General features: G+C 46.8%; 19 protein-coding genes. 5 read left to right on the top strand and 14 right to left on the bottom strand.

Going from position 1 to position 23831, the window contains the following annotated elements; all coding sequences use genetic code 11:
* Nucleotides 1-2: 2 nt before the first annotated feature.
* The 5 genes from IC230_RS20685 to zwf form a co-directional block, all read right to left on the bottom strand.
* Nucleotides 3-1235, bottom strand: a complete 1233-nt coding sequence (locus IC230_RS20685) for an O-antigen ligase family protein (RefSeq protein ID WP_317171809.1) — start codon at nucleotides 1233-1235, stop codon at nucleotides 3-5.
* Nucleotides 1236-1688: 453 nt separating this feature from the next.
* Nucleotides 1689-3179 (bottom strand): capsule assembly Wzi family protein, encoded by a 1491-nt coding sequence (locus tag IC230_RS20680; RefSeq protein WP_191040957.1) that lies wholly within the window; start codon nucleotides 3177-3179, stop codon nucleotides 1689-1691.
* 92 nt (nucleotides 3180-3271) lie between these two features.
* Nucleotides 3272-3994, bottom strand: coding sequence for a 6-phosphogluconolactonase (pgl, locus tag IC230_RS20675; protein ID WP_191040956.1), 723 nt, complete (start codon nucleotides 3992-3994; stop codon nucleotides 3272-3274).
* A 41-nt stretch (nucleotides 3995-4035) separates the two neighbouring features.
* A complete protein-coding gene (locus IC230_RS20670) occupies nucleotides 4036-4377 on the bottom strand; it encodes a cupin domain-containing protein (protein WP_191040955.1) in 342 nt (113 codons plus the stop codon).
* Between the two features lie 111 nt (nucleotides 4378-4488).
* Entirely contained in the window at nucleotides 4489-5988 is a 1500-nt protein-coding gene (gene zwf, locus IC230_RS20665) for a glucose-6-phosphate dehydrogenase (RefSeq protein WP_191040954.1), read from the bottom strand.
* A 131-nt stretch (nucleotides 5989-6119) separates the two neighbouring features.
* Here zwf and rpiB point away from each other — a divergent pair, with 131 nt between their 5' ends.
* From rpiB to IC230_RS20645, 4 genes are all read left to right on the top strand, one after another.
* Nucleotides 6120-6554: a ribose 5-phosphate isomerase B gene (rpiB, locus tag IC230_RS20660; protein ID WP_191040953.1), complete on the top strand. Its 435-nt coding sequence runs from the start codon at nucleotides 6120-6122 to the stop codon at nucleotides 6552-6554.
* 112 nt (nucleotides 6555-6666) lie between these two features.
* Entirely contained in the window at nucleotides 6667-8430 is a 1764-nt protein-coding gene (locus tag IC230_RS20655; RefSeq protein ID WP_191040952.1) for an ABC transporter ATP-binding protein, read from the top strand.
* A 27-nt stretch (nucleotides 8431-8457) separates the two neighbouring features.
* On the top strand, nucleotides 8458-10587 hold the full coding sequence (locus tag IC230_RS20650; protein ID WP_191040951.1) for an FUSC family protein: 2130 nt from the start codon (nucleotides 8458-8460) through the stop codon (nucleotides 10585-10587).
* A 144-nt stretch (nucleotides 10588-10731) separates the two neighbouring features.
* On the top strand, nucleotides 10732-11349 hold the full coding sequence (locus tag IC230_RS20645) for a 3'-5' exonuclease (RefSeq protein ID WP_191040950.1): 618 nt from the start codon (nucleotides 10732-10734) through the stop codon (nucleotides 11347-11349).
* On the opposite strand, the gene IC230_RS20640 is transcribed toward IC230_RS20645, so the two are convergent.
* The 6 genes from IC230_RS20640 to IC230_RS20615 all read right to left on the bottom strand — a co-directional run bounded on the left by IC230_RS20640 (nucleotide 11339) and on the right by IC230_RS20615 (nucleotide 19522).
* Nucleotides 11339-14140: a CHAT domain-containing protein gene (locus IC230_RS20640; RefSeq protein WP_191040949.1), complete on the bottom strand. Its 2802-nt coding sequence runs from the start codon at nucleotides 14138-14140 to the stop codon at nucleotides 11339-11341. The two genes, IC230_RS20645 and IC230_RS20640, sit on opposite strands and share 11 nt — an antisense overlap.
* A 145-nt stretch (nucleotides 14141-14285) precedes the next feature.
* Nucleotides 14286-16184, bottom strand: coding sequence for a S8/S53 family peptidase (locus IC230_RS20635; RefSeq protein ID WP_191040948.1), 1899 nt, complete (start codon nucleotides 16182-16184; stop codon nucleotides 14286-14288).
* Between the two features lie 19 nt (nucleotides 16185-16203).
* Nucleotides 16204-16956, bottom strand: a complete 753-nt coding sequence (locus tag IC230_RS20630) for a hypothetical protein (RefSeq protein ID WP_191040947.1) — start codon at nucleotides 16954-16956, stop codon at nucleotides 16204-16206.
* Nucleotides 16957-16962: 6 nt separating this feature from the next.
* Nucleotides 16963-17544: an RNA polymerase sigma factor gene (locus IC230_RS20625; RefSeq protein ID WP_191040946.1), complete on the bottom strand. Its 582-nt coding sequence runs from the start codon at nucleotides 17542-17544 to the stop codon at nucleotides 16963-16965.
* 127 nt (nucleotides 17545-17671) lie between these two features.
* Nucleotides 17672-18823, bottom strand: coding sequence for a site-2 protease family protein (locus IC230_RS20620; protein ID WP_191040945.1), 1152 nt, complete (start codon nucleotides 18821-18823; stop codon nucleotides 17672-17674).
* A gap of 57 nt (nucleotides 18824-18880) precedes the next feature.
* Nucleotides 18881-19522, bottom strand: a complete 642-nt coding sequence (locus IC230_RS20615) for an HAD family hydrolase (protein WP_191040944.1) — start codon at nucleotides 19520-19522, stop codon at nucleotides 18881-18883.
* 275 nt (nucleotides 19523-19797) lie between these two features.
* Between IC230_RS20615 and IC230_RS20610 the strand changes: the two genes are divergently transcribed.
* On the top strand, nucleotides 19798-20757 hold the full coding sequence (locus IC230_RS20610; protein ID WP_191040943.1) for a sugar phosphate isomerase/epimerase family protein: 960 nt from the start codon (nucleotides 19798-19800) through the stop codon (nucleotides 20755-20757).
* Between the two features lie 15 nt (nucleotides 20758-20772).
* On the opposite strand, the gene IC230_RS20605 is transcribed toward IC230_RS20610, so the two are convergent.
* The 3 genes from IC230_RS20605 to IC230_RS20595 all read right to left on the bottom strand — a co-directional run bounded on the left by IC230_RS20605 (nucleotide 20773) and on the right by IC230_RS20595 (nucleotide 23745).
* Nucleotides 20773-21483 carry a glycosyltransferase family 2 protein gene (locus tag IC230_RS20605; RefSeq protein WP_191040942.1) on the bottom strand — a complete coding sequence of 237 codons (711 nt, stop codon included), beginning with the start codon at nucleotides 21481-21483 and terminating at the stop codon, nucleotides 20773-20775.
* Nucleotides 21484-21501: 18 nt separating this feature from the next.
* On the bottom strand, nucleotides 21502-22674 hold the full coding sequence (locus IC230_RS20600; protein WP_191040941.1) for a hypothetical protein: 1173 nt from the start codon (nucleotides 22672-22674) through the stop codon (nucleotides 21502-21504).
* 102 nt (nucleotides 22675-22776) lie between these two features.
* Nucleotides 22777-23745: an acetyl-CoA carboxylase carboxyltransferase subunit alpha gene (locus tag IC230_RS20595; RefSeq protein WP_191040940.1), complete on the bottom strand. Its 969-nt coding sequence runs from the start codon at nucleotides 23743-23745 to the stop codon at nucleotides 22777-22779.
* Between the last annotated feature and the right edge of the window lie 86 nt (nucleotides 23746-23831).

The raw sequence follows: 23831 nt of genomic DNA, 5'->3' as shown, positions 1-23831 counted from the left end.
CTCTAACTATCCCCATCCTTAACGACGAGATAGGAAGTCTCCACAGGATGCTTCGACAAGTAAGACGGGAATAAATGTTCGACCCCCATAAACCGGGTCATTAGGGCCAATGGAAACCAGAACGTAATGTCGTAAGGCCGCCCTCCCGTGAAGGTATAGACAAAGATAAGTACGTAAAAATAAGCCAGAAAGGTGTTTAAATCGTTCGGATCAGTGCGCATAACTCGTAGGCTATGACGCACAGACATTGCGGTGACTCCTCCAAATAAAATTAAACCAAGAATACCCTGATTTGTAAAGGCTTCCAGCATAGGTATATCAATGTACGAAAATTTATAGCCATAGCCGGGAATGAGCATATATGCCTGGCTGGTAAGCGTATTCGTCAGTAAATTTAAGTTACCAGTCCGGTTTGCCACCGAATCATCTATAACAGCTTTATAATCCGCCCCTTTTGATGTCAGCCCTAATGCTCCATAAACTGTCTCCAGGTTACGCTCAATAAAGCCATATACATAGCTTTCTAATATATAATATAAATCACTGTACTTGTTAAAAAAAACAACCAATCCGACAATTCCGATTGCGATAACAATAAGCGGACCGGGTTTAAAAATACCCCGAACAGCTGTTCGAATCTGGGTAGGGCGGACATTATAGACTACAAATAAAATAATGGCTAGTCCTAATGCCACAACCGACGAACGGGTTTGCGTCAGCACCAAAACAACAACACTGAATATACCCGAAAACAAAGCCAGCAATCGTACCAAAAAGTTAGTCTGCGGACGTACCAGCCAGATCATACAGGCCACAATTCCCATAAATGCGTTGCGTGCAAATACGTGGGGGTTTCCGGAGCCATCGTCACTATCATTTAACACGATCGTTGCTCGTTGACCAATAACCCAGGACGGGTCTTTCACCAAGGAATAAACTAGCCCCAGATTTGATGCCAAGGTAAAAAATACGATCACAGGAACAACGACAGGGATAATATCATTGGGAATGTTGATCAATAGAAACAAAAATATAATAATGAATGCGTAATAGATCATCTCCCTGGTATAATCTACCTTATCGAGGGGAGGATAAACATACATGTAGAAAATACTGAACGCGATAAAGGCAATGCTCGTCCAGAACATTATAACGTCGAAACGATACAATCGACGGAACACGGTAAATGGCACCATTAGCACTAGTCCTCCAGCAAACCCTAATGCGGTGAACACAGTACTTCCCGTTGCAAACCGTAACGTATCCCTAAAAAAGAAGATCAACGGGTAGCCATCTATGAGAATACAGATACCTACGACCAGGCGTATATAGTCGAGTTTCTGCAGTAAACGAATTAAACTAGTCATAAACGATTTGTAGCTACGGTTTGTAGTTTACGCGTTCGACGGTATGTTCTGATTTATAAACCAACCTTTATTATTTCGGCAATTGACCTAATTCAGTATCGTTTCGAAAACACTGCATTACGTACCAATTTAGCCAGCAAAGCCATTTATTTACTATCTGCGCAGCAAGAAAACCTGAGCGTTCAGTCAATCAACAGTTGTATTTTTCTGGGAAAACTGACCAACAAAAATAGCGCTATTTGTTTATAAAACCTTACCCATCGCTGATTATTCAACGTAACAGGGAAGCGCATCGTACAGTGGCGTCTTAGTCTGTAGTAGCTAAAACGAACAGAACGTTTTACGCAGGCCGATATAAATCCCTGTTGCGTCGGGTAGTAGGGTTCCTCGATCAATTGCGCCCGTTGTATTTAATTGAGCCAGACCCAAAACAGGCAACCGGATGGGAGTTAATAGTTGCAGACTTGCTGAGAACTGTTCTAACTTCCTATTGAATGAAACATCATATGTACCTACATTCTTGCTATTCGAAAGTTTCAGTAGCCAGGTTGCCTCTTTACCAACGTGCCCCATCAGTCCCAGGTGGAGAACCGATACGCGGTTATTAACGATAGGGCCGTAAGGTGCCCATGGATAGATCTCCCCCTGAGGAGTTAAAAACGGAGTGCCAATGGTTTGACCGCGGGTTGTCCATCCATCAACAAATTGCGAACTATTAAAGTAATTAACCTTGCCTCGACGATATGGGTCCTCAAGAACAAACTGATCTCCACCCTGATCGGCCGTAAACAAAAACTCAAAAAGTCCACGGTCAACGGATATGAACCCTTCACCTGGCTGTTTACGACGAATACTCAAACCATTCAACCCATCGGCAATCGTAGTTAAATACCAGATCGCCCCCGTATCATATGGATTTTGCCTGTAGATTAGAAAAGTAGAATTGCCTATATCGAATTCGGCCCCAACGTCTAGTGAGCCAAGGTGATTCCCAATTCGATTCGTTTCGTCGAATGACGACACATTGCCATCAATAGACAAATCACTGTCAGACAAAGCCGCAACTGCATATAGATAGGCCTTAAAACTGGATGGCAATTTTCCATTGTTGGATACACCCGGGAGGAGATTGGATGAATGTGAATAACCACCCCACACCACCTGGTGATTAAGGCCTGCATACAGGCGAACGGGCCACGAGGGTTTGCCTAATCGAGCGTAGAACGTAGCCTGATGAAGCATGGTGTGGCTGACCTGCCGATTAGCGGTTTCAAACCACGCGTGATTGAACGTAGCATTTATACTGATTAGATCCTTTGTAAAGCGAATGGGTACATATCCCCGCGTTCCCAGCTGAATCGTAGGCAGGGGCAACGCATTACCCGACATAGCATACGACCCAGACGTCAATAGCGTATCAACCAGTCCGACAATAGTTTTACGACGCCCTACATACACTTCCAGATTCTTCCAGCGAGCTTTTATATAAACCTGTGGTAAAATCAGTTGCTGCCCCCAGGGACTTGTGTTACCTACCACTTCCAGACCGTATCCCCAATCAATCCGACGAGCTGGTAACGGTCGGTAATCCGATGAAACACCGAAACGAATTGTACCTAGTGAGCCTGTTAAGGGTACAGTACCATATTGATTTGCGCGTTGCCAGAAAGGTACCGTTCGATTCGTCGTCATCAACGTACCGACTTCCGAATAAAATTGCGTGTTTCTCTTTAGAGAATCGTATTGCCCAGTTGACGTATAGTAGCTCAATAGCAGGAGCAAAGTCACCAGCCAACTAGTAACCAATCTCATATATTAGTAGAAAAGTTTATCTAAAATACAGTTATTTAACTTATAATATTAAAAATATGAATTTATTGCGGTAGTATGAATTTAGATACTCTTTACTCTAAATCAGCAGCAGCTTTTTCATCTATTAACCAAACCAGATCTCCATTTTCTGGCTTGATGATTTGCGATGGATATTTATCCGGATTGTATTCTCCTTCAAGTACTTCTTTAAGCGGTTCAGCTTTCTTTGGTCCAGCTACCAGAAACAGAATGCATGACGACCGGTTGACCAGAGGGGCCGTCAGTGTTAGACGATACATATCCTGTTTGGTCAAAAAATAAGCCTTTGTCCAGGCGTTTTGTTCGTGGATAACCTCAGTCCCCGGAAAAAGTGAGAGTGTGTGTCCATCATCGCCCATGCCGAGCAACACCAAATCAAACGTAGGCCCCGTATCTCCGAAATACGTGTGAAGAACACGATCATAGTCAGCTGCGGCCGCTTCGGGTTCAAGATCTGTCCGCCAAATATGAATCTGGGATTCGGGTGTATAAACGTGACCGAGCAACGTATCGTAGGCCATACCTGCATTGCTCTGTTCATCTTCTATCAGCACGTAGCGTTCATCGCCCCAAAAAATGTGTAGCTGTGCCCACGGGATTTGTTGAGAATAAGGCGGTTTAGCGAGCAATTCATGTAAAGCCTTAGGTGTGCTTCCTCCTGATAGGGCAATCGTGAACTGATCTTTCGTTTCTAAAACCTCTTTTATTCGTTTTGATATAAAATCGGCAGCAGCTTTGGCCAGTTCAGTTGGATTTTTCTTAACGATGAGTTGCATACTATCTTCTTAAAGTAATACTGTAAGTGCAGATAAGACTCTTACACAAAATCTTCGCGCATGGGTGTAAAAATATCTACCAGCATGCCTACTTCTTCACAAACGGCTCCGTGCCGAACATTTGGCGGAATATAATAGGCATCACCCGCCCGAACGACGCGTGTGTCGTTGTCAATCGTTATCGAAAAGACACCACTCGCTACGTAGCTCATCTGCGTATGGACGTGGCTGTGTGCAGCGCCTATCCCACCCGCTTCGAACGCCACTTTGACCATCATCAGGTTGGCATCATACGTCATAATCTTACGTTTCACACCTTCAGCAACCGTCTCCCACGGCAAGGCCTGATCGTCAACAAAAAGGGCGGCAAGTTGGGTTGTCATAATTTTTCAGTACGTCAGTGGTCAACAGTCGTTAGTCCGTAGCAATGGGTAGGAAAGCAATCAATTTGCGTTAGCTACTCTCAATCAACGTTTGTTGACTCTGGACCGCATTTATTTCATGGTCCAGTGAAATCCATCTTTTTCAATTAGTTGCGTGGCGGCTTCAGGACCCCAGGAACCAGGTGCATAATTTGGAAAATCAGGAGTTTGATTTTCCCAGGCTTCCAGAATCGGCGTTACTACTTTCCAGGCGGCTTCGACCTGATCAGCGCGCATAAACAACGTAGCATCGCCCGTCATAACGTCCAGCAGCAAGGTCTCGTAGGCTTCCGGTTCCTGGCTGGAATAAGCGTCTTTATAACTGAAAACCATCTCGACCGGGTCGATGGCAAGCGTTTGCCCCGGACGTTTGGCCTGAAATCGTAAGCGAATATCCCGATCAGGCTGAATACCAATTGTCAGCTGGTTTGAGTGCCAGTCTTGCGTGGCTTCTTCCGGAAATGCGTAATAAGGCGCGGGTTTGAACTGAACGGTAATAACGGTTGCTTTTTCGGGCAGTGATTTTCCCGTGCGCAGATAAAAGGGTACATCCTCCCAACGCCAGTTGTCGACATAAAGCTTGACGGCGGCAAACGTTTCCGTTGCTGAATCAGGCTTTACACCCTCCTCTTCGCGGTAGCCCGGAATCTTCTTCCCGTCTTTTTCACCAGGTCCATACTGTCCACGGACGGCAACATCGTTCACCTGCTCGGGTCTAATCCGACGAATGGCGTTCAATACGTCTACTTTTTTGTTACGCACCTCGTTGGCTTCGAACGAGATGGGCGCTTCGGTCGCTACCATACACAGCATCTGCAGCAGGTGATTCTGGATCATGTCCCGTAACGCTCCCGAGCCTTCGTAATAGCCGCCACGACCTTCGAGTCCTACCGTTTCCGAAGCGGTAATCTGCACGTATTCCACGTAGCGCCGGTTCCAGATCGGCTCGAACAACGAATTGGCAAACCGAAGCGCCAGAATATTTTGTACCGTTTCTTTTCCTAAATAGTGATCAATTCGATAAATCTGCTCTTCCGCAAACAGTCCGCCCAATAAGGCATTCAGTTCCTGCGCCGTTTTCAGATCGTGTCCAAACGGTTTCTCGACCACAATGCGGACGTGCGATTTTTCGCCACAGAGCGGTAGTTTACCTAGATTAGTTGCAATATCCGGCACCAATTGGGGCGCAACAGCCAGATAAAAGACGACGTTGGGCTCTTCGCCCCACTCTTTTTTCTTTGCCGCTACAAAATCAGACAATTTCGGATAGGCCCCCGCATCATCAGCATCCATCTGCAAATAAGATATGCTGGGCGAAAACGATTTCCACGTATCATCCAGATCATCTTTACGCCGGGAAAATGACTGAACACCTTCCAGTAGACGCTCCCGGAACGATTCGTCTGTATACTTGCTGCGGCCTAAACCAACAACAGCGAATTTTTCAGATAAATACTTATCAATGAATAAGTTGTATAGCGCGGGCGTTAGTTTGCGAAGATTAAGATCTCCACTGCCGCCGAAAATAAAAAGTATCGTAGCAGGTGGCCGCTGGTTGGTTGCTGGAATCATGAGTCAGTTGTATTGACGGGGCGCAAATTACCGCCCGTCTGTTTTCCGAACAAGTTTACTCCGGTAAGGTTTCATGTTAGGCCGCTATTCTACTACTTTTGGGCCTTGTTTTCATCTGCTCTTAATTTATCATGAAAATCGCTATTGGCTCCGACCACGCTGGTTTCCGCTACAAAGAAGCTATCAAACAATTCCTCATCAACCTCGGCCACGAGGTAATCGACAAAGGTACCTATGCCGAAACGCCATCGGTTGATTATCCCCTTTTCATTCGCCCTGTTGCCGAAGCAGTTGCGGCTGGTGAGGTCGAACGGGGTGTTGTATTGGGGGGATCAGGTAACGGTGAGGCTATAGCTGCCAACCGCGTCAGAGGAGTTCGGGCTGGTTTATGCTGGAATGAAGAGTCGGCCCGTTTGTGTCGTCAGCATAATGACGCTAACGTTATATCGCTTGGCGAACGAATGATGTCGGAAGAAACAGCCTTGAAACTGGTTCAGATTTGGCTCGATACGCCCTTTGAAGGCGGTCGCCACCTGGCCCGGATTCAGGAACTGGACACGTATTAATGTCTAGGGTAACGGGTCTGGGGCATAGGTTTTTTAGGCGAAAGGCAACTTTGGCTATCCATGAAGCTCTCCGCCCTAAACCTTTTGCCCCTCACCCCAAACCCCATTGTTTATGCGCGTTCTCTGGCAGTATTTAAAGCCTTATCGTTGGCTGGCCGTGCTGGCATTAGCCTTGGCTGGTATTGCTCAGATTCTCGCGCTTGTCGATCCGATCATCTTCGGAAAACTTATTGACGAATACGCTACACATCCCGGACAGAAAACTGATACTGACAAAGTTAGAGGTGTATTAAAACTTTTAGCGATAGCGGTTGGGGTAGCCGTTCTCTCGAATATTACCAAAGCATTTCAGGAATACGTAACGCGATTAGTTGTCCAGAAATTTGGCACCGACATCTTCAACGACGGTCTGAAACAAACGCTACGTCTATCCTATCAGGAATTTGGCGATCAGAACAGTGGTACTACGTTGTCGATCCTGCAAAAGGTACGTACCGACACAGAGAAATTCATCAACTCGTTCATCAACGTCCTGTTCTCGTCTATTGTGGGGATGGGATTTTTGATATGGTACGCCATCACAAAACACTGGGCGCTGGTTCCGGTCTTTCTAATCGGTGTGCTACTGCTGGGCGGACTAACGGGTTTACTCAGCAAACAGATCAAAACCACCCAGCGATCGATCAATCGTGAGACGGCCCTACTGTCGGGTGTCATTACAGAATCGCTACGTAACGTCGAACTGATCAAAAGCCTTGGCTTAACGTTTCCGGAAATACGACGTCTGAAGGCACAAACGGGTCGTATTTTTGAACTGGAAATGTTTAAGGTTCGGCGGGTCCGTTTGTTATCGTTCTGGCAAAGCACTACGTTGAATATCCTGAAACAATCGGTTCTCTTTACATTGCTGTGGTTGATCTTCCGCGACGTACTGAGCACCGGCGAGTTGATTTCGATGCAGTTTATCTCCGTATCGATCTTTAATCCCCTGCAGGACTTGGGCAATATTATTCTTGCTTATCGGGAAGCCGAAGCGGGGTTGACCAATTTCGAGAAACTGATGCAAAAGCCGATCGAACGCAATCCCGAATCCCCTATCGAAGTTGGTCCGATTGAACGGATTCGGTTTAAAGAAGTCGTTTTTCGGCATAACGGGGCCAATCAGAATGCAATCGATGGCGTTTCGTTTGAAGCCACGCTTGGCGACACCATCGCCTTTGTTGGACCATCGGGTTCGGGGAAATCAACGATGGTCAAGCTGTCAGTCGGGCTTTACCGGCCCGTAGGCGGTGAAATTTATTACAATGACATCTCCACCAAAGACATTCGGTTTAACCCAATGCGTCGGCAAATCGGTTTCGTTACGCAGGATACGCACCTGTTCTCCGGAACCATTCGTGAGAATTTAGCTTTCGTTAAACCCGATGCCACCGAAGCGGAAATGCTGGATGCGCTCGACAAAGCGGCCTGTGAGCATCTACTGGCTCGGTCCGAATTAGGGCTCGACACACCCATTGGCGAAGGTGGTCTGAAAATGTCGGGCGGAGAAAAACAGCGGCTGTCTATTGCCAGAGCGTTGGTGCGCCACCCGCGTCTGCTGATTTTCGACGAAGCGACGTCGGCACTTGACTCCCTGACAGAGGAAGAAATCACGGATACGGTACGTAGTGTGTCAGCGATGAACGAGCAAATTACCATTTTGATTGCCCACCGGCTCTCTACGATTATGCACGCCAACACCATTTTCGTTCTCGAAAAAGGCAAGGTTGTGGAAACGGGTAGCCACGACGAGTTGCTGACGCAGAAAGGTCTTTATTATGCCATGTGGCGACAACAAATCGGCGAACGCAAAACGGGGGCGGTTGTTACGCAATAGAACAAGCGCCAGCCAATATAGTCCACAATGAACAAGCGAAGTCGACAAGTCAGTTATTTTCTGTCCAGCCAGTATTTTTCGGATGGGCTGCGGATAACGCTGTCTATTTTGCTACCCTCACTGGTGTTGGCTCAGTTCGATCAGCTCCAGACGGGTATGGCTATGTCGCTGGGGGCGCTGAACGTTAGCCTGAGCGATGCGCCCGGGCCCGTTATGCATCGACGTAACGCCATGGCAACCAGTGCGCTGATTAGCTTTCTGGTCACGTTCATTACGGGGTTCGCCCGTCTGAATCCCTACACGCTGGGCATAGAAATTCTGGTATTCAGTTTTTTCTTCTCCATGTTCGCCATTTATGGCAATCGGGCAACATCCGTCGGAACGGCGGCTTTATTGATTATGATCCTGATGCTCGACCGCCCGCTGGATGCAGCGGGTGTGGTTCGGGAGAGCGTCCTGGTTTTGTTCGGCAGTATTTGGTACAGCACCATCAGTTTACTGGTGTCGCGTCTGCAACCGTACCGACTGGCGCAGCAGGCATTAGGGCAGTGCATCCACGAGATCGCCAAGCTCATGGCCATCAAAGCTGATTTCTACGACGTAGCGACGCCGTTAGATACAGATTACCGTCGACTGATTGCTCAGCAGGTTGATGTGAGCGAAAAACAGGACGCTGTCCGGGAGGTTTTATTCAAAAGTCGGCGTATTGTTACCGAATCAACCCGAACGGGCCGCCTGTTGCTGCTAACGTTTGTCGATGTCGTTGATCTATATGATCAGATCATCGCCATGTATTATGACTACTCCGACATCCGCGAACGTTTTGGCAAATCGGGTATACTCAATCAAATTTCCCGATCCATTCGCCGACTGTCCGTTGAGCTTGACCATATTGGCCTGACGATTCAGTTACCCGTTCCGCTGCACAAACCAATCGACATAAATCCGGGACTGGAGGAGTTGAAACGTCACATAGACGCCCTGAGCGATGAGGGTGGCAGTACGTTGGTACTGAAAAAAGTGCTGGTGAGTTTACGGGGGGTGAGTCAGCGGCTAACTCGGATACAAAAAAATCTTACGGTAACGACTATCAGCCCGATTAACAGTGAGGAAATGGAATATGGCCGTTTTGTCACGCACCAGGAAATTGACCTGAAATCCTTTCGGGATAACCTGACGCTCGACTCGTCTGTTTTTCGGCATTCCGTTCGGGTAGCGATCGCCATGTTGCTGGGGTTTGTCATTACCAAACTTCTCCCCTACGGCCATCATAGTTACTGGGTATTGCTGACCATCTCGGTTATTTTGAAACCAGCGTTCAGTCTGACCAAACAGCGAAACATCGAACGGATTATCGGTACGTTGGCGGGTGGTATCATTGGGGTGCTTATTCTCACGTTCCTGCCGAACAAAACTGTGCAGTTCGGTTTCATGGTATTGCTCATGCTAGGCACATACAGCGCTCAGCGGGTTAATTACATCGTGATGGTTATTTGCGTCACACCATTTATTTTAATACTATTCAACTTTCTAGGTGTCAGTTATTTAGGTGCGGCTGAAGAACGATTTTTCGATACGTTACTAGGCGGTGTCATTGCGTTTGTAGCGAGTTACGTATTGTTTCCGCAGTGGGAGTCAGACCAGTTAAAGAAGCCTATGCAGGCTGTACTGAAAGCGAACGTCCGGTACCTTCAGTTGTTGCTCGACAGTTTGTCAGGAAGGCCAGCCAAACTGGTCGATTATAAACTGGCTCGAAAAGACGTTTACGTTACATCGGCCAACCTGTCGGCTGCTTTCGATCGGATGCTGTCGGAACCAAAGCATAAGCAACGTAATGAAAAGCTAATCTATGAATTTGTCGTGCTGAATCACATTTTGTCGGCTAATGTAGCCACCATTACGTCGGCCCAGTTATCGGATGAGTCAAAAACATACTCGGCCTCCCTGGCAAAACCCGTTAAACGTGCATTATTCACCCTGACTGAAAGCCTGCGCCGGCTGGGTATCGATTCGCTGAAACCCGCCATAGAACCAGTAACACCCGATGCAAACGTAACAATGCTAACTGGTGACGATCAGTTGCTGGGTGATCAACTAGCCTTTATTCAGCAAGTCAGCAGCGACATTGGGAAATTGGTTGAACGAGTAAAACACTAGAGAAGTTATTTATACAAATACATGGAAAGTTACCAATATGAGAAAAGAAAAATACCCTTGAAAAATTAATCTACAGTTTTCCATAATATATATTAAACGGTCTTTTAGTTACTAAAATCGATAACTTTGTAAACTTTATTTGATATGCCATTTTTAGTACTTGACCTTGAGATGACCGGTCCGGAACCGGATTACAACGAAATTATTCAGATTGGTGCTGTCCTTTTTGACGATAACTGGGTTGAGGGCGGTCGCTACCTGACAAACGTTTATCCTGAAAATCACGAAGCCTTTTCGTCCTCGTCCGAAAAAATCCATAACCTCTCATTGGCCGACCTGGAAGATGCGCCCATGATGTATGACGTACTGCCAGAACTGGAAGAATGGATTTGCAAAGAGCTTGGCCTCCGCGTTCCAAAAGGGCAGCTGGATCGAACGCCGTTCCTGCGCGACGTAATCATCTGCGGGCAAAGCGTTATCAACGATATCAATTTCCTGAAAGAAGCATATCGTTACGAGAAGCTGAAATGGCCGTACTCACGCGTTCTGCTTGATCTTCACACGCTGGCTTACTTTACGTTCCGGGTATTAAAGGCAAACGGCCGTAAAGCTCCCGACCGCTTGAGCCTGACCGCCATTGCAAACTATTTCGGTTTCGCTCGGGAAGACGGCTTTCATAATGCCCTTGAAGACGCTGAATTAACTGCTAAATGCCTGAAAGAGGTGTTTAAACTGAGTGAGGCTATGAAACTTACCCTTTAGATTTTCGTTTTCTCCAGAACCATACTCCAGACCCAGCCAACGCCAGCAGTGGTAATACCATCCATAGACTGTAATTACTACGTGGGAGCGGTTCAGTATCGCCTACGATAATCAACCCAGCCCAGAAGTTTGGTAATTGGTTAGTCTGATCGACCTCGCTGAGCCACTCCTGTTTGGCACGCTGTAGTGCAATGTCTTTGGGTAACCCCTGGTGTATGTATTTGTAAAACAGTTCAGTCAATTTATAGGTAGCCTCATTCTGAACGCTCCAGAGCGTTGTCAATACGCTTGGTACGCCCAGAGCTGCAAATCCACGTGCCAGACTAAACACGCCCTCGCCCCGCTGATTGGCACCGACCCCCGTTTTGCAGGCCGCCAGGACTACTAACCTTGTGTTCGAGAGATCACCGTCGCCAAGGTCAGAAAGCATTAATGTTGAGTCAGCAAAATAGAGCTGGGGCTCCTGGCCTGAGCTATCGGCAGTCGCGTGGGTAAACAACTGAATGACACTGGCGTCGGTAGCTTCTTTCAAAAAAGCCCGGCGGGTAGCGTTATCGTGTGTTAATAATGTTGGCGAATGAAATCCATTAGCCGTACGTTCCAAAGCTTCTTCGGAACCGGGCAAAGCGACCTGCTTTAACGTCGCAGCAAAATTTACAGGGGCAATCCCTAAAAAATCATGACCACGAACGCGTATTTCCGATCGGTTATCTACTCGTTTTTTTAACAGTAAACGTACTGAATAAACATAGCTGAAAGCATAATCCTTTACCAAGTAATCAGGCGCACCAGCGTTTCGGCTGAGCGTTTCGAAAGGCACAAATGAACCGTCAGGCGAAACAATAATACGTCCGGTGGGGAGGTTAACAGGAGCCAATAGCTGCCTGTATAAACTACTTCCTAATGCTAGAAATTGCTGATAATTCGCTCGGCGATTCATAGCTTCGGGCATCCATAATAGATTCATGAATGCATTCACATTTTGTCCGTAGCTACGTAATGGCTGGCGATATAGGACTGAGGTATCAGCGGTTACGCCTAATACATACAACGTGCTGTCGCCAACGAAGTACGAAACAAACGAAGCGTTCTGTCTCTTCAGATGTTGGCGTAGGTCGAATAAGGACGTAGCGGCTGTATCGTATTTAACTTGATAGTATACGGGATTCGATTTTTCCAGTTTTTTTCGAAATTGATCCAGCTCATCCTGCTCTGAGTTTAAAGCCGATTGTGCCTTCCTGTAAGCTGCGTCGTTAATAGGCTGGCTGGCTATAATAGCCGCAAAATCCATCTGCCTCTTGCTTACATTCTGCCTCAATCGCTCTTCTTCTTCAGTTTGTTCCGGAGATAGTTGTTGCCGGGCTCCCAGTTCATTCAGCTTGTCCCCTAGCATAGCCGCCCGGCTTTTCTCGAAGAAGTGAAACGCCTGTTCTGTATTTTTCAGCAAAAAACTGGTTTCAATAGCTCGTTCGTAGATGCTTCGGGTCTTATACCGCCAGAATAATTTCGACTGCTGACCAATATGTTCCCAGCGCATAAAATCAATCATCCGGTCGGCCACTTTATATGTTTCGAGGGCGTAATGAAGACGCTGTTGATTAGTAGTCGCTTTGGCGTAATCAAGCCACGTATCGGCTTTATTCTGGATAATTCTAAGCAAGTATTCTTTCTGATCGGCTAGTTGGATGGTCTGGGCATTGGGCAAGCCCGTGATAGCCGGATTCCCAAAGTGGATGGGTATCGTCGTTAGGCCCTGTTGATAATACCGCAAAGCCCGATCATATGCTTTCTTTTTCTGGTAAACCTCCCCTAATTTATCCAGAGAGTTAGCCTTAGCGTAGCTGTTTGTATTGTTGTCGACTCCATACTGAAAATAAACTACAGCCCGATCATACTGTCCGAGTCGGTAATACAGATTCCCTACTGACACGGCATAGTCGGGAGCCGTAGGATCATTAATAGTTCGGGCAATCTCGAACGCACGCTGGCGGTATCGTAGCGCATCGATAAATTGCTCCTGATTTTCAGCTATAATCCCTACTTGTCTATAAGCTCTGGCCATTATAGACTGATAGTCGCCCCGCTCCGACATGGCGATAGCGCGTTCGGCAGCCTGACGGGCGGAGCTATATTGCTCCAATACATTTAATGTCTCTGCTTTTTCCAGTAATAATTTGGCTATTAGTGGCCAGTCAGTGGTATGGCTGGCCACTTGCTCGCCCTGCTTGGCAATACTAAGAGCTTGTTGATAATCACCTGCTGAGTAATAGGCATTAGCTAAGTATAAACAGGCTCCACCCATCCACCGATCGGCTGAGCGGATGCCCTGCCCAAGACGAACCGCCTGTTTAAGTGTCTCTACGGCGGGCTGATTCTGATGTACCAATAACATCCCTAATCGGTAATACGCCTTGGCGGGTTGGTCAACGCTTCTTTCCGCACGTGCTGTCTGGCACAACCGAATTGCCTGACGCACAGTCTGGGTTGCTTCCGGTAATTCACCCCGGTAGTAATGAACCAGACCCAACTGCAGCAAACCATTAATATAGGTTGAGTCAAGGGGATAGCCGCACTGCTGCCACTGCCGCTGCCATTTTTGCAAAACAGTAACCTGCGCCTGGACCTGTGCAGCATCGATTTTAGCAGTCTTTGTTATATCGGCCGCATCCGACAACCTTTGCAACCTAGTCTGTAATTGGGTTCGGGCCGGGCATTGGGCAATCGCATGATAAGATAGCCCAAATAGCGCTATCCAGGCTATAAAGCATTTGTGAAATAAGTAATAACGCATAGTAGTTGGGAAGAACACCTAGAAACTACTCCTTGATTACTACAAAAAGCATACTAACCTACCGAAGGAGGCTTTAACCTGTCAGGTCTTGTCCCAATTAGAAGGTTGAAGTACTTTTAAATTTGACTCTGACTAACAATACATTTTAGTCAACGTCATGGCCAGCCAAGTAATAGCCGCCCGCTACGTAATCTGGCTCTAAATTCTCCTGGTCTCTTCCACTCATAGCCTCCAGCAATTTCTCGCGAGCCGCCATCATACGACTGCGCATAGGTTGAATTGATGAGAGCAATGGCAAAGGATCATGACCAGTACGTAAGCGTTTGATCACAAATCCGGATATGAATGCACACGCATACGAACTACCCCGTATCGGCTTCCCCTTTCGGAACGGACTGGGGAAGAAGCCAAACGTACTGACAACTCCCACGTTCACATCGCTCGGCGAATAATTTTCAACGGCTATGTAACCACGGGTTGGCAGTACAGCATCAACCAGATTACCAGCCTTGTTTAAAAAATCAAACAGGCCTAGCTTTCCTATGGCGAAGCCCAGCAGTTTTCCAACAACAGAATCGCCCCGATATGACATGAGCTTCGGAGGAAGATACGTTTTCCGGACCGACGTAACAGTAATGACGTTTGGATATTTCTGGCTGTAACAGGCTGGATAGACCTTTACTATGTCTAAATTTCGGTCGGAGGTTTGCCGCTCGTTACCCGCAGCCGCCACAACAAACACGCCTTTCTCCATCAACTGTTCAATTTTAACCCTCAGCATGGGTTCATCCCGACCAAAAATCCAACTGGCATTTACCACCCGGATGTTAGCGCTTTCACACCGATGCAGTATATAATTAAACCCATTCAATACGTCGAACAGGGTGGCAAAACCCATATTATCGAACGATTTGACTACCAGCACGGGGGCATCGTCGCCATTCTGCTGAATTATCGCCGTTACCGACGTACCGTGCCGAGCTTCCTGGACGGTCGTTTCCGTCACGCTATCGAATAGCCGAAAATCATCATAAGGACTGTCTTTCACCTTGCGTATACGCTCATTACGTTCAAGCGCTGACATGGTAGCCCCGAGTGGTAGCGGCATTATTTTCGTGATCGATTCATCCTCCCGATAGGATTGAAGCGCGCAGTAACCAAGCGGATTACTCGCCGTTACACCTTCGCATGCATTGACGGATGGGTCCTGGTAAGCTAATTTAAACTGTCGTTTGTTCCCGTTGGCCTGTCGATACGAGTAAGCGCCATCAGGCCATTGGGATGCATGAAGATTAAATTTCAATCCGGTATCGATCACAGCCACAGATGGGCCTTTATCCTGTCCGTTAAGCTTCTGGTAATGGGTGATATCGTCCTCAGTCGCTACTTTGAAATCACTTATCTGCGTGTTTAACGGCCCTGATCCTGTAACTGGGGGGCCCGGTGGCGGATTGTGGGGGTCTCCGCCATCATCTTCCATACCACTAACCACCAGAAAATTGTTTGTCTGCGTATCAAAGCGGGTTGTTTCTCCCGATTCCAAATCCTTAATAAGTACATCTGGGAACGTTTCTTTGGTATCTTCCGCCCAGTCCAGCAAAACTGTGTACATCACCACGCCATCCGAAGATATATCCGGGCAGTCAGTCGGGATAATACGCCGATTAGCACGATCACTGATTATTGACGTTAACGGTTCATCTAGTTCATCCTTTTCAACCTGACGCTTCGCTGTACCTATTAATAGCTTTTTGTCAGGATCTTCTCCCTGCAACAGCTTTAGCAGGCTCTCTGTCATTGTGACAATTTTCTGCTTCTGAATGGCATACTGGGGCATGTTAGGTGAGCCGCCCTTCGGACCCTTAAACTCGGCGACGACCTTTTTATTCAAAAAGTTCAGTAGCGGATTAGCACGATGGCCGATTCTATTTAGGGGCGGGCGGCTTCTGTCGTCAACAGGAGGATTCTCACCTCGATTATAGTCGTCAGGGTTTTTGCCATAATCAGGACGTTCGCTTTGTAAGGGAGTGGATTCAGTAGACATGTGAATGGACCTTAAACATTTATAACTGATTAAGCAGAACTTCAGCCTCTTGCTTTCCCTCCAAGTTCTTGTTAATCACTTCTTCAAGCAATTTTTCAGCCTGGCTTTTATCCAACGGTTGTCCGCGTTTCAAATGGGCCAGCGCTTCATAGAACGTGCCGGGGTTCGCCACCAAATCGGGCTGTTGGCTCAGACGGTGGAATAACGTAATGGCTTTGTCGTAATTTCCCTGCCGGAGGGAAACAATCCCCGCATATTTCAAGGCACTATCCATATTTGGCTGGCGGGTCAACACGTCCTGGAATATGAGTTCTGCTTGAGCAAGCTTCCCATCGTTGAACAAGCTAACGGCTGTTTTTACACTATCCTCCGAACTGGAACCAGAGGGACCTCCTCCCATAGTCAGTGGTAATTGCCTAAAATGTTCTGCTACGTATTCATCAGCCAGCCGGCTTGCCATAACGGTTGAGTCTGTTGGGCGAAAGAAAACCCAGCCTAATCCTAGCAGGACAATTACACTGGCAGCTGCGGCCCAGCGCATTGGAGCACTCCACAGTGGACGGACGGGTACATTCTTCGTACGTAACGCATCCAGTTCAGTTCGGCGCTGCTCACGGGCTTCATCCTGAGCGACCTGCTTTGTCATCAGGTAAAACGCCACGGCATTCGCTACGTCGGGGTCGGTACGTAGCGTAGCTTCAAACTGGGCTCGTTCGTCGGACGGGAGTTGACCAGTTAAATAGTTTTCAATCGTTTCCAGATCAGTTTTCATCGTAGTTTACGAAAAACGTTCACGTAATTTTTCCAAGCATCGTAATCGGCTGGTTTTTGCAACAGCAGCTGAATTATAGCCCATCGCCTGCGCAATCTCGTCGTCGGAATAGCCTTCGCCCCAGGATAAAATCATGGCGCGACATTTCTCACCCAACTCACGTAAATACAGCTGCAGCCGTTCGAAGTCACTTTGGGCAATGAGCGTCTGCACTATTGACCGGGACTCATCGGGCAACTGCATCAGCGAATCATCGAGCGAGAAGGCATCGTGGACGCTACTTCGATTAGTCGTCTTTTTTCGAATTGCGTCAACACATTTGTTCGTAAATATTTGATATAGATACGTTTTAAGGCTCGAACGCCCTTCAAACTGACCTTTAGTGATATTATCAAAGGCCGTCAGCATGGTATCGGAGTAGACACTAGCGCATTCGTCTTCAGTCAGGCGATGCTTCCGCGTACCATCTGTAATTAGATATTGGTATTTTTCGTATAACTTATTTTCATAAAGCCGACGCTGGGTGCCACCGGTCTGTATACCCGCGATCAGATCAGCATCGGACGGCTGTCTGGAAAAAAGTCCCATAGAATGAATAAGCAAGTCATTATGAGACTGTAAGATAATGATTATTAGGAATTCTTTAGGGACTTGGCACCTAAATTCCTCATTTAGTCTACGTCAACACTCGACTTTATCGAACGGTATATATCGGCTATGAAATCAGGAAAGGTCGCGGACTAAAACAAAGGACAAAAACAAGCAGGGCGATCCATCCCAGCACCTGCCGCTTTAGATCTAAAGGTTCTTCCAATTCTGTTTCAGGATGGTAAATGCCCAGGAAACGGCCCAATACAAACACAAAGATCATAAACCCGGAATACCCTTCCCAATCGGGCCGGAGCCATGATAGTAGTAGTTGCCCCACGACAACGCTAAGCGTTATGAGCAGCGACGTCATACGATTTTCGCTGATGCGCGAAAAAGCCAGAAACAGAAAGACAACGTATAAGGCAAACGAGCCTAACTCCGAGAAAAATGCTTCATCGGATAGCACCGCAAAGTCGGTTGGTTTGAACATACCCAGACCGGCGTAAAAGGCAAAACCAGTAAACAAGACTGGGGCTACCCAGCTAAATTGCTTACGGCCAATAAGTGCATATAGAATATGTCCTCCATCCAATTGCCCGATCGGAATCAGATTGAGCGACGTGAAGAACAAGGCCAGATACCCCGCCAATACGTATGGATAGTGAATCATTTCATAGGGGTGCGGCACACGGGCAGGGTCGGCTACGTAGGTTTTGAAAAAGTTGAATAGTAAATTGTCTCCCAAGCCCACGGCACCCCCTTCAGGCAAGTTCTGGTACGCATATTTTCCGTAGTCAAGGCCCCATTTCTGATATTCGGGGTGGATAGTAAAGATAAACTCTGGTGGTGGCAGGTGCGTAAACCCATACCATAACACAACCAGCGCCAGGACAAACCCGGCCAACGGACCAGCAATACCAATGTCAAAATATTTTCGGCGACTGTTGATGTAATCCTGAATGCGGATAAACGCGCCCAACGTACCAATGCTTTGTCCAATGCCCAGCCACATCGGAATGTAATAGGGCAACGTAACGCGTACCCGGTTCGCTTTGGCCGTAAAATAATGGCCAAACTCATGGACGGTCAGAATAGACAGAAAAGGTATTGAGAACTGAAAGCCTGCGATAAATTCGTCCCAGCCTAAGGGCTTCATACCCTCAAATGGAATAAACAACCGACCAAACATCCACTCGGCTCCAGACAATGTGGTGGTAATGAGGGTAATCAAAAAAAGACCTCCATGCAGGAGGTACATTCGGGTACGTGGATTCATGCGTGTAGTACGGGTGGAAACCCGCTATATGATTGGCAGTACAGGTTTCCACCCGCACTACACCAGATCTTTCAGATAATCGACAATTGTTTTTGGCGGCTGCACATGTACGCCCTGAATGCCTAACGCGGTTGCGGCCTGAATGTTCGCAGCATTATCGTCGAAGAAGGCCGTTTCCTTAGCGTTTAGGCCAGCTTCATTTAATACGTATTGGTAGATTTCTGGTGACGGTTTCATCAGCTTAACTTCGTAGGAATAAATTACCCGTTCGAAGAGATTTTCTAACGTTGGCTGATTCATGTTCGTCAATACCTGGTTAACCCGCCGAATGTGAATGGGGCTAGTGTTGCTCAATAGAAACAAACGATGGTTCGCTTTCAACTCTTTGATACGTTCGATGCGTTCGACGGGTAAATCGAGCAGGACTGTATTCCAGGCTGTATCAATGACTTCATCCGCCCATGAATCATTCTTAAGCAGTCGCCGAACGTGTCCCCGGAAAGCTTCGTCGTCAATCAGGCCAGTTTCATAATGCTTAAAGATGTCGTGTTGTTTCCAGATGGCTCGTACTTCATCTTCAGGCAGGTTCGCCAGCATGGCAAAGTTTCGAACGGGAGCCGTCAGGTCAATGGGGATGATGACATCGCCAAGGTCAAAAATGAGATTTTTCAGCGTTGCTTTATTGAGTACAGAATCCATTCGCTACGTTCAGATCAGGCCATCTATAAACTGGAAGCCAAAGATAAGATTAGATTCTCTGACAAAATAAAAAATGAGTAGCGCAATCGAGTGCCAGCATTTTACACGTTAAATCGGATGAATTGTTCCTTCTATCCAAAAAATCAGAGCTTGCTTATTAAGGTATAAATCCACGTGTCTCTATAAACATTTATATGATTAACAATCAGCGTGTTAATAAAAAATCGTTACTCAATAAATTAGTAGAAACACGCTTACGATAGCTTTATATATGCATGCGAAACCTTCAGCCAGACCGTAGAGCTTTTCTTAAATCCGCAGTTGCCGGTATACCCCTCGTGGCAACCGCAGGCACTACGTTAGATAGGCGATCAATAACGAATGCAGGAAACGATAAGTCAGGCCCGCTCCGGTTAAGCTGTAACCTCTATTCATTCAATGAGCCTCTGATGAGCGGCCAGATGACGCTCGAACAGGTATTCACGTTTTGTTCCGAACTTGGCTTCGATGCCGTTGATCCGACAGGGTATTACTTTCCAAAGTACCCAACGTTGCCTGATGATAACTATGTTTATCAGATCAAGCGAAAAGCTTTTCGGCTGGGCCTCGACATCAGTGGGACGGGGGTACGTAATGACTTTACCTTACCCGACCTGACCCGTCGGAAAGCTGAGATCGAACTCGTCCGACAGTGGACGGGTCTGGCTGCCCGCTTAGGAGCGCCGGTGCTACGTGTCTTCGCTGGTACGGGAAAAGAATTGCCTGCCGGATACAATCGCAAAGAAGTTACTGCCTGGGTTGTCGATGCCCTTCGCGAGTGTGCGGATTATGCCGCTAAGCAAGGAGTACTGATTGTTCTACAAAATCACGCTGATTTTATCCGAACGGCTGATGATATCCTCGAGATCATAAATCAGGTTAATTCCGAATGGCTGGCCGTTAATCTGGACATTGGCAGCTTTAAAATCGGGGACCCTTACGGGCAGATTGCCCGCGTGGCTCCGTATGCAGCTACCTGGCAGCTCAAAGAAAACCTGTTTGTCGATGGTCGGGAAACAGAAACGGATCTGAACAGAATCATGAGAATTGTGCGCGAATCTGGCTATCGGGGGTATTTACCCATTGAAACGCTGGGCAAAGGTGATCCACGACAAAAGGTACCTGTCTTTTACGAAAAAGTAAGCAAAGCTTTAGCCGCAGTGAGTCCTTCCGGAAGCAGTACGACTACCCGTTAAGATTGACACTCGAAATCAACCGAGCAGACCGTACCGAATGATGCAATAGATGGCTCTAAAACCGTCTTTCCAGTTTATTTTTTTTCCCTCCTCGTAAGTTCGGCCATAATAAGATATGCCCACTTCGTAGATACGTATACCCGGAACTTTAGAAATTTTGGCCGTCACTTCCGGCTCGAAGCCGAATCGTTTTTCTTTTAGAGGTATGTTTTTGATCAGATCGGATCGAAATAATTTGTAGCATGTTTCCATATCCGTTAGATTCAGATTCGTAAACATATTACTCAAGAACGTCAGGAATTTGTTCCCAATCGTATGCCAGAAAAACAGGATGCGATGCGCGTTCCCGCCCATGAACCGCGTGCCATATACGACATCAGCAAATCCATCGAGAACAGGCTTCAATAAAATGTTAAATTCTTCCGGATCATACTCCAGATCAGCATCCTGAACGATTAGATAATCACCGCTTGCTTTCTGAATGCCGGTATGTAAAGCAGCCCCTTTCCCCTGATTGACGGCATGTGCTACGTACTTGATTTCTGCCGAAGGGTTTAAACGAATAAAATTCGTGACGACGCTTTCTGTGTTATCTTTCGACGAATCATTAATAACAATTATTTCCCTCTCAACCTGACTCGGCAATTGGATATCAACTAATTTTTTTAATATTCTTTCAATGGTTTTTTCTTCATTATAGGCAGGTACTATTATGGATAGTTTCATTGGTTAGCTAAAATTAAATCAAAGTGACCCATACATCTGGTACAGAATAGCCCCCATCACAAATAGAGAGCATACAGGTAACAGAAGACGATGCTGCTGATCTTCATTTTTTGAAAGACCGCACCAGATTAAGCAGGGAGCTATCGTCGCAAAGATGGAAATCCGCTCGTAAAGATAGGGAAGCGTGATTAATAATATGGCCGACCCCAGTAATCCGAAAATTAGCGGATAGTGGTCGCGGTGAACGCGCAGCCAGCCTAACCCAATTAAAGTGTATAGCAGTATCCATCCGATCTGATAGTGATTACCCAGAATTACCTGGCTGGCTTCACGCGCAATCGCGACAATGTTTGCCATAAAGTAAAGAGCAATGGCAGCAATAATCATGAAGGCAATTACTGCCCATGAATAGGCCTGGTGCTGTTTAATCTCGTTAATGGTTCTGTTTCCGGCTAACCATATGGTGCTTCCTGCCAGCATAAATACCGTAAATGGATACCCAAAGGACGGCTTTCCGTTTACGTGTTGATGTTGAAAAAACGTGTGATTGATAAATTTTACAGGATAAACACCACCCCAGGTATACCAGGTAATCAGCACGCCAGAAATAGCCACGATACCGAAACCTATAACGCGCAACACTTCTTTTCTAACAAGCGGAAATTTAGGCATAAACAAGCCAATCGCTCCACCGGTGAAAACCTGAAAATTAACAGCAAACAATAAAAAGAGAAGCCCGATTTTTTTATTTTGACGGATTAGTATCCAGAAGAGATAAAAAAGTAAAATCGCCGGCAAAAGCGGGTGAGCACGACTGGCATAAATTAATACGTAGGGATTAAATAGAATAGCCATCGCTTTGTATTTACCCGACGTAGCGTGTGTGCACACTAAAATCAGCCAGCAGAGTAAAGAAAAGACACGTCCAATTAGCAGTAAGTAATCACCCAGAAGCCCTAGACTGGCTAAGCCATATAAAATGCCATCAATAATCCACAGATAGAAAGACGAGACAGCCCAGTAAGGACTCATATCCAAAGCAGGCCATTTCTCGTACGCTTGCTGGAACGTTGGCAGATAGGCTCCACCTTCATCTCCTCTTGCCAGCAGGGTTATAGAAAAATAGAGTAATATAAAAAAGGTAACTGTAATTAAGCCATAATAAATCTGTGGCAGTTTTTTTTCAATCATACAACAAAAACAGCAGTTAGAAACTGGGTAAACGCTCGCCGGTAAAGAAGTCTAAGGAGACTTATAGGAAGAACTCAAGCGATAAAACCATTATGGTTCCTATTACTCGACAACGACGCCCATCGAGCAGAATTTATCAATCCGTTGCTCAATACGTTCCTGCGGATCAATCGCGCTTAGTTCAGCCAATGCGTCGAGGATAACGGTTTTCAGATGGTTAGCCATAGCCTGATGGTCGTTATGCGCACCACCGATTGGTTCTTCAACAATGTCGTCTACCAGCTTATTTAGTTGCATATCGCGGGCTGTCAGTTTCATAGCCTCAGCCGCCTGTTCTTTGAAATTCCAGCTCCGCCAGAGAATTGTCGAACAGTTTTCGGGCGAGATTACGGAATACCAGGTATTTTCGAGCATCAGCACTTTGTCGCCAATGGCAATTCCCAGTGCCCCACCCGAAGCCCCCTCGCCGATGATGATGCAAATGACAGGCACCGTCAGCATGAACATTTCTTTGAGATTACGGGCAATAGCCTCACCCTGGCCGCGCTCCTCAGCTTCCAGACCCGGGAAAGCCCCTGGTGTGTCGATCATCGTAATGATCGGTTTATTGAACTTCTCGGCCAGCTTCATCAGACGTAACGCTTTCCGATACCCTTCCGGATTTGGCATGCCGAAGTTTCGATATTGGCGCTGCTTGGTATTACGTCCCTTCTGCTGGCCAATAATCATGACGGTCTGGTCCGGTCCGCCGTTGCGGCCTAGTTCGCAGAAACCACCGACCATAGCCGGGTCATCACGCACAGTGCGGTCGCCATGTAGTTCAACAAACTGATTACACATAAGCGATATGTAATCGAGCGTATAGGGGCGATCGGGATGACGCGACAATTGGACACGTTGCCAGCGCGTGAGGTTTTGAAAAATTTCCCGGCGCAGTTTGTCAATGCTCTGTTCCAGAACATTTACCGCTTCGCTGACATCAACATTACTGGTTTGAGCTAGTTTTTTGGTCTCTTCCAGCCGCGCTTCAAGGTCGGCAATGGGTTTTTCAAAATCGAGGTATGTTCTCATAAAAGAAGGGAAGAAAGGGAGGAAGGGAAAGAAAGGGAGAAAAGTATCTATTTCTTTCTTCCCCTTCCTCCCTTTCTTCCCTTTAC

The organism is Spirosoma validum, from assembly GCF_014699035.1.
Classification (GTDB): domain Bacteria; phylum Bacteroidota; class Bacteroidia; order Cytophagales; family Spirosomataceae; genus Spirosoma; species Spirosoma validum.
The sequence above is the reverse complement of the archived record's forward strand: the minus strand, read 5'-3'. Positions and strand labels throughout refer to the sequence as shown.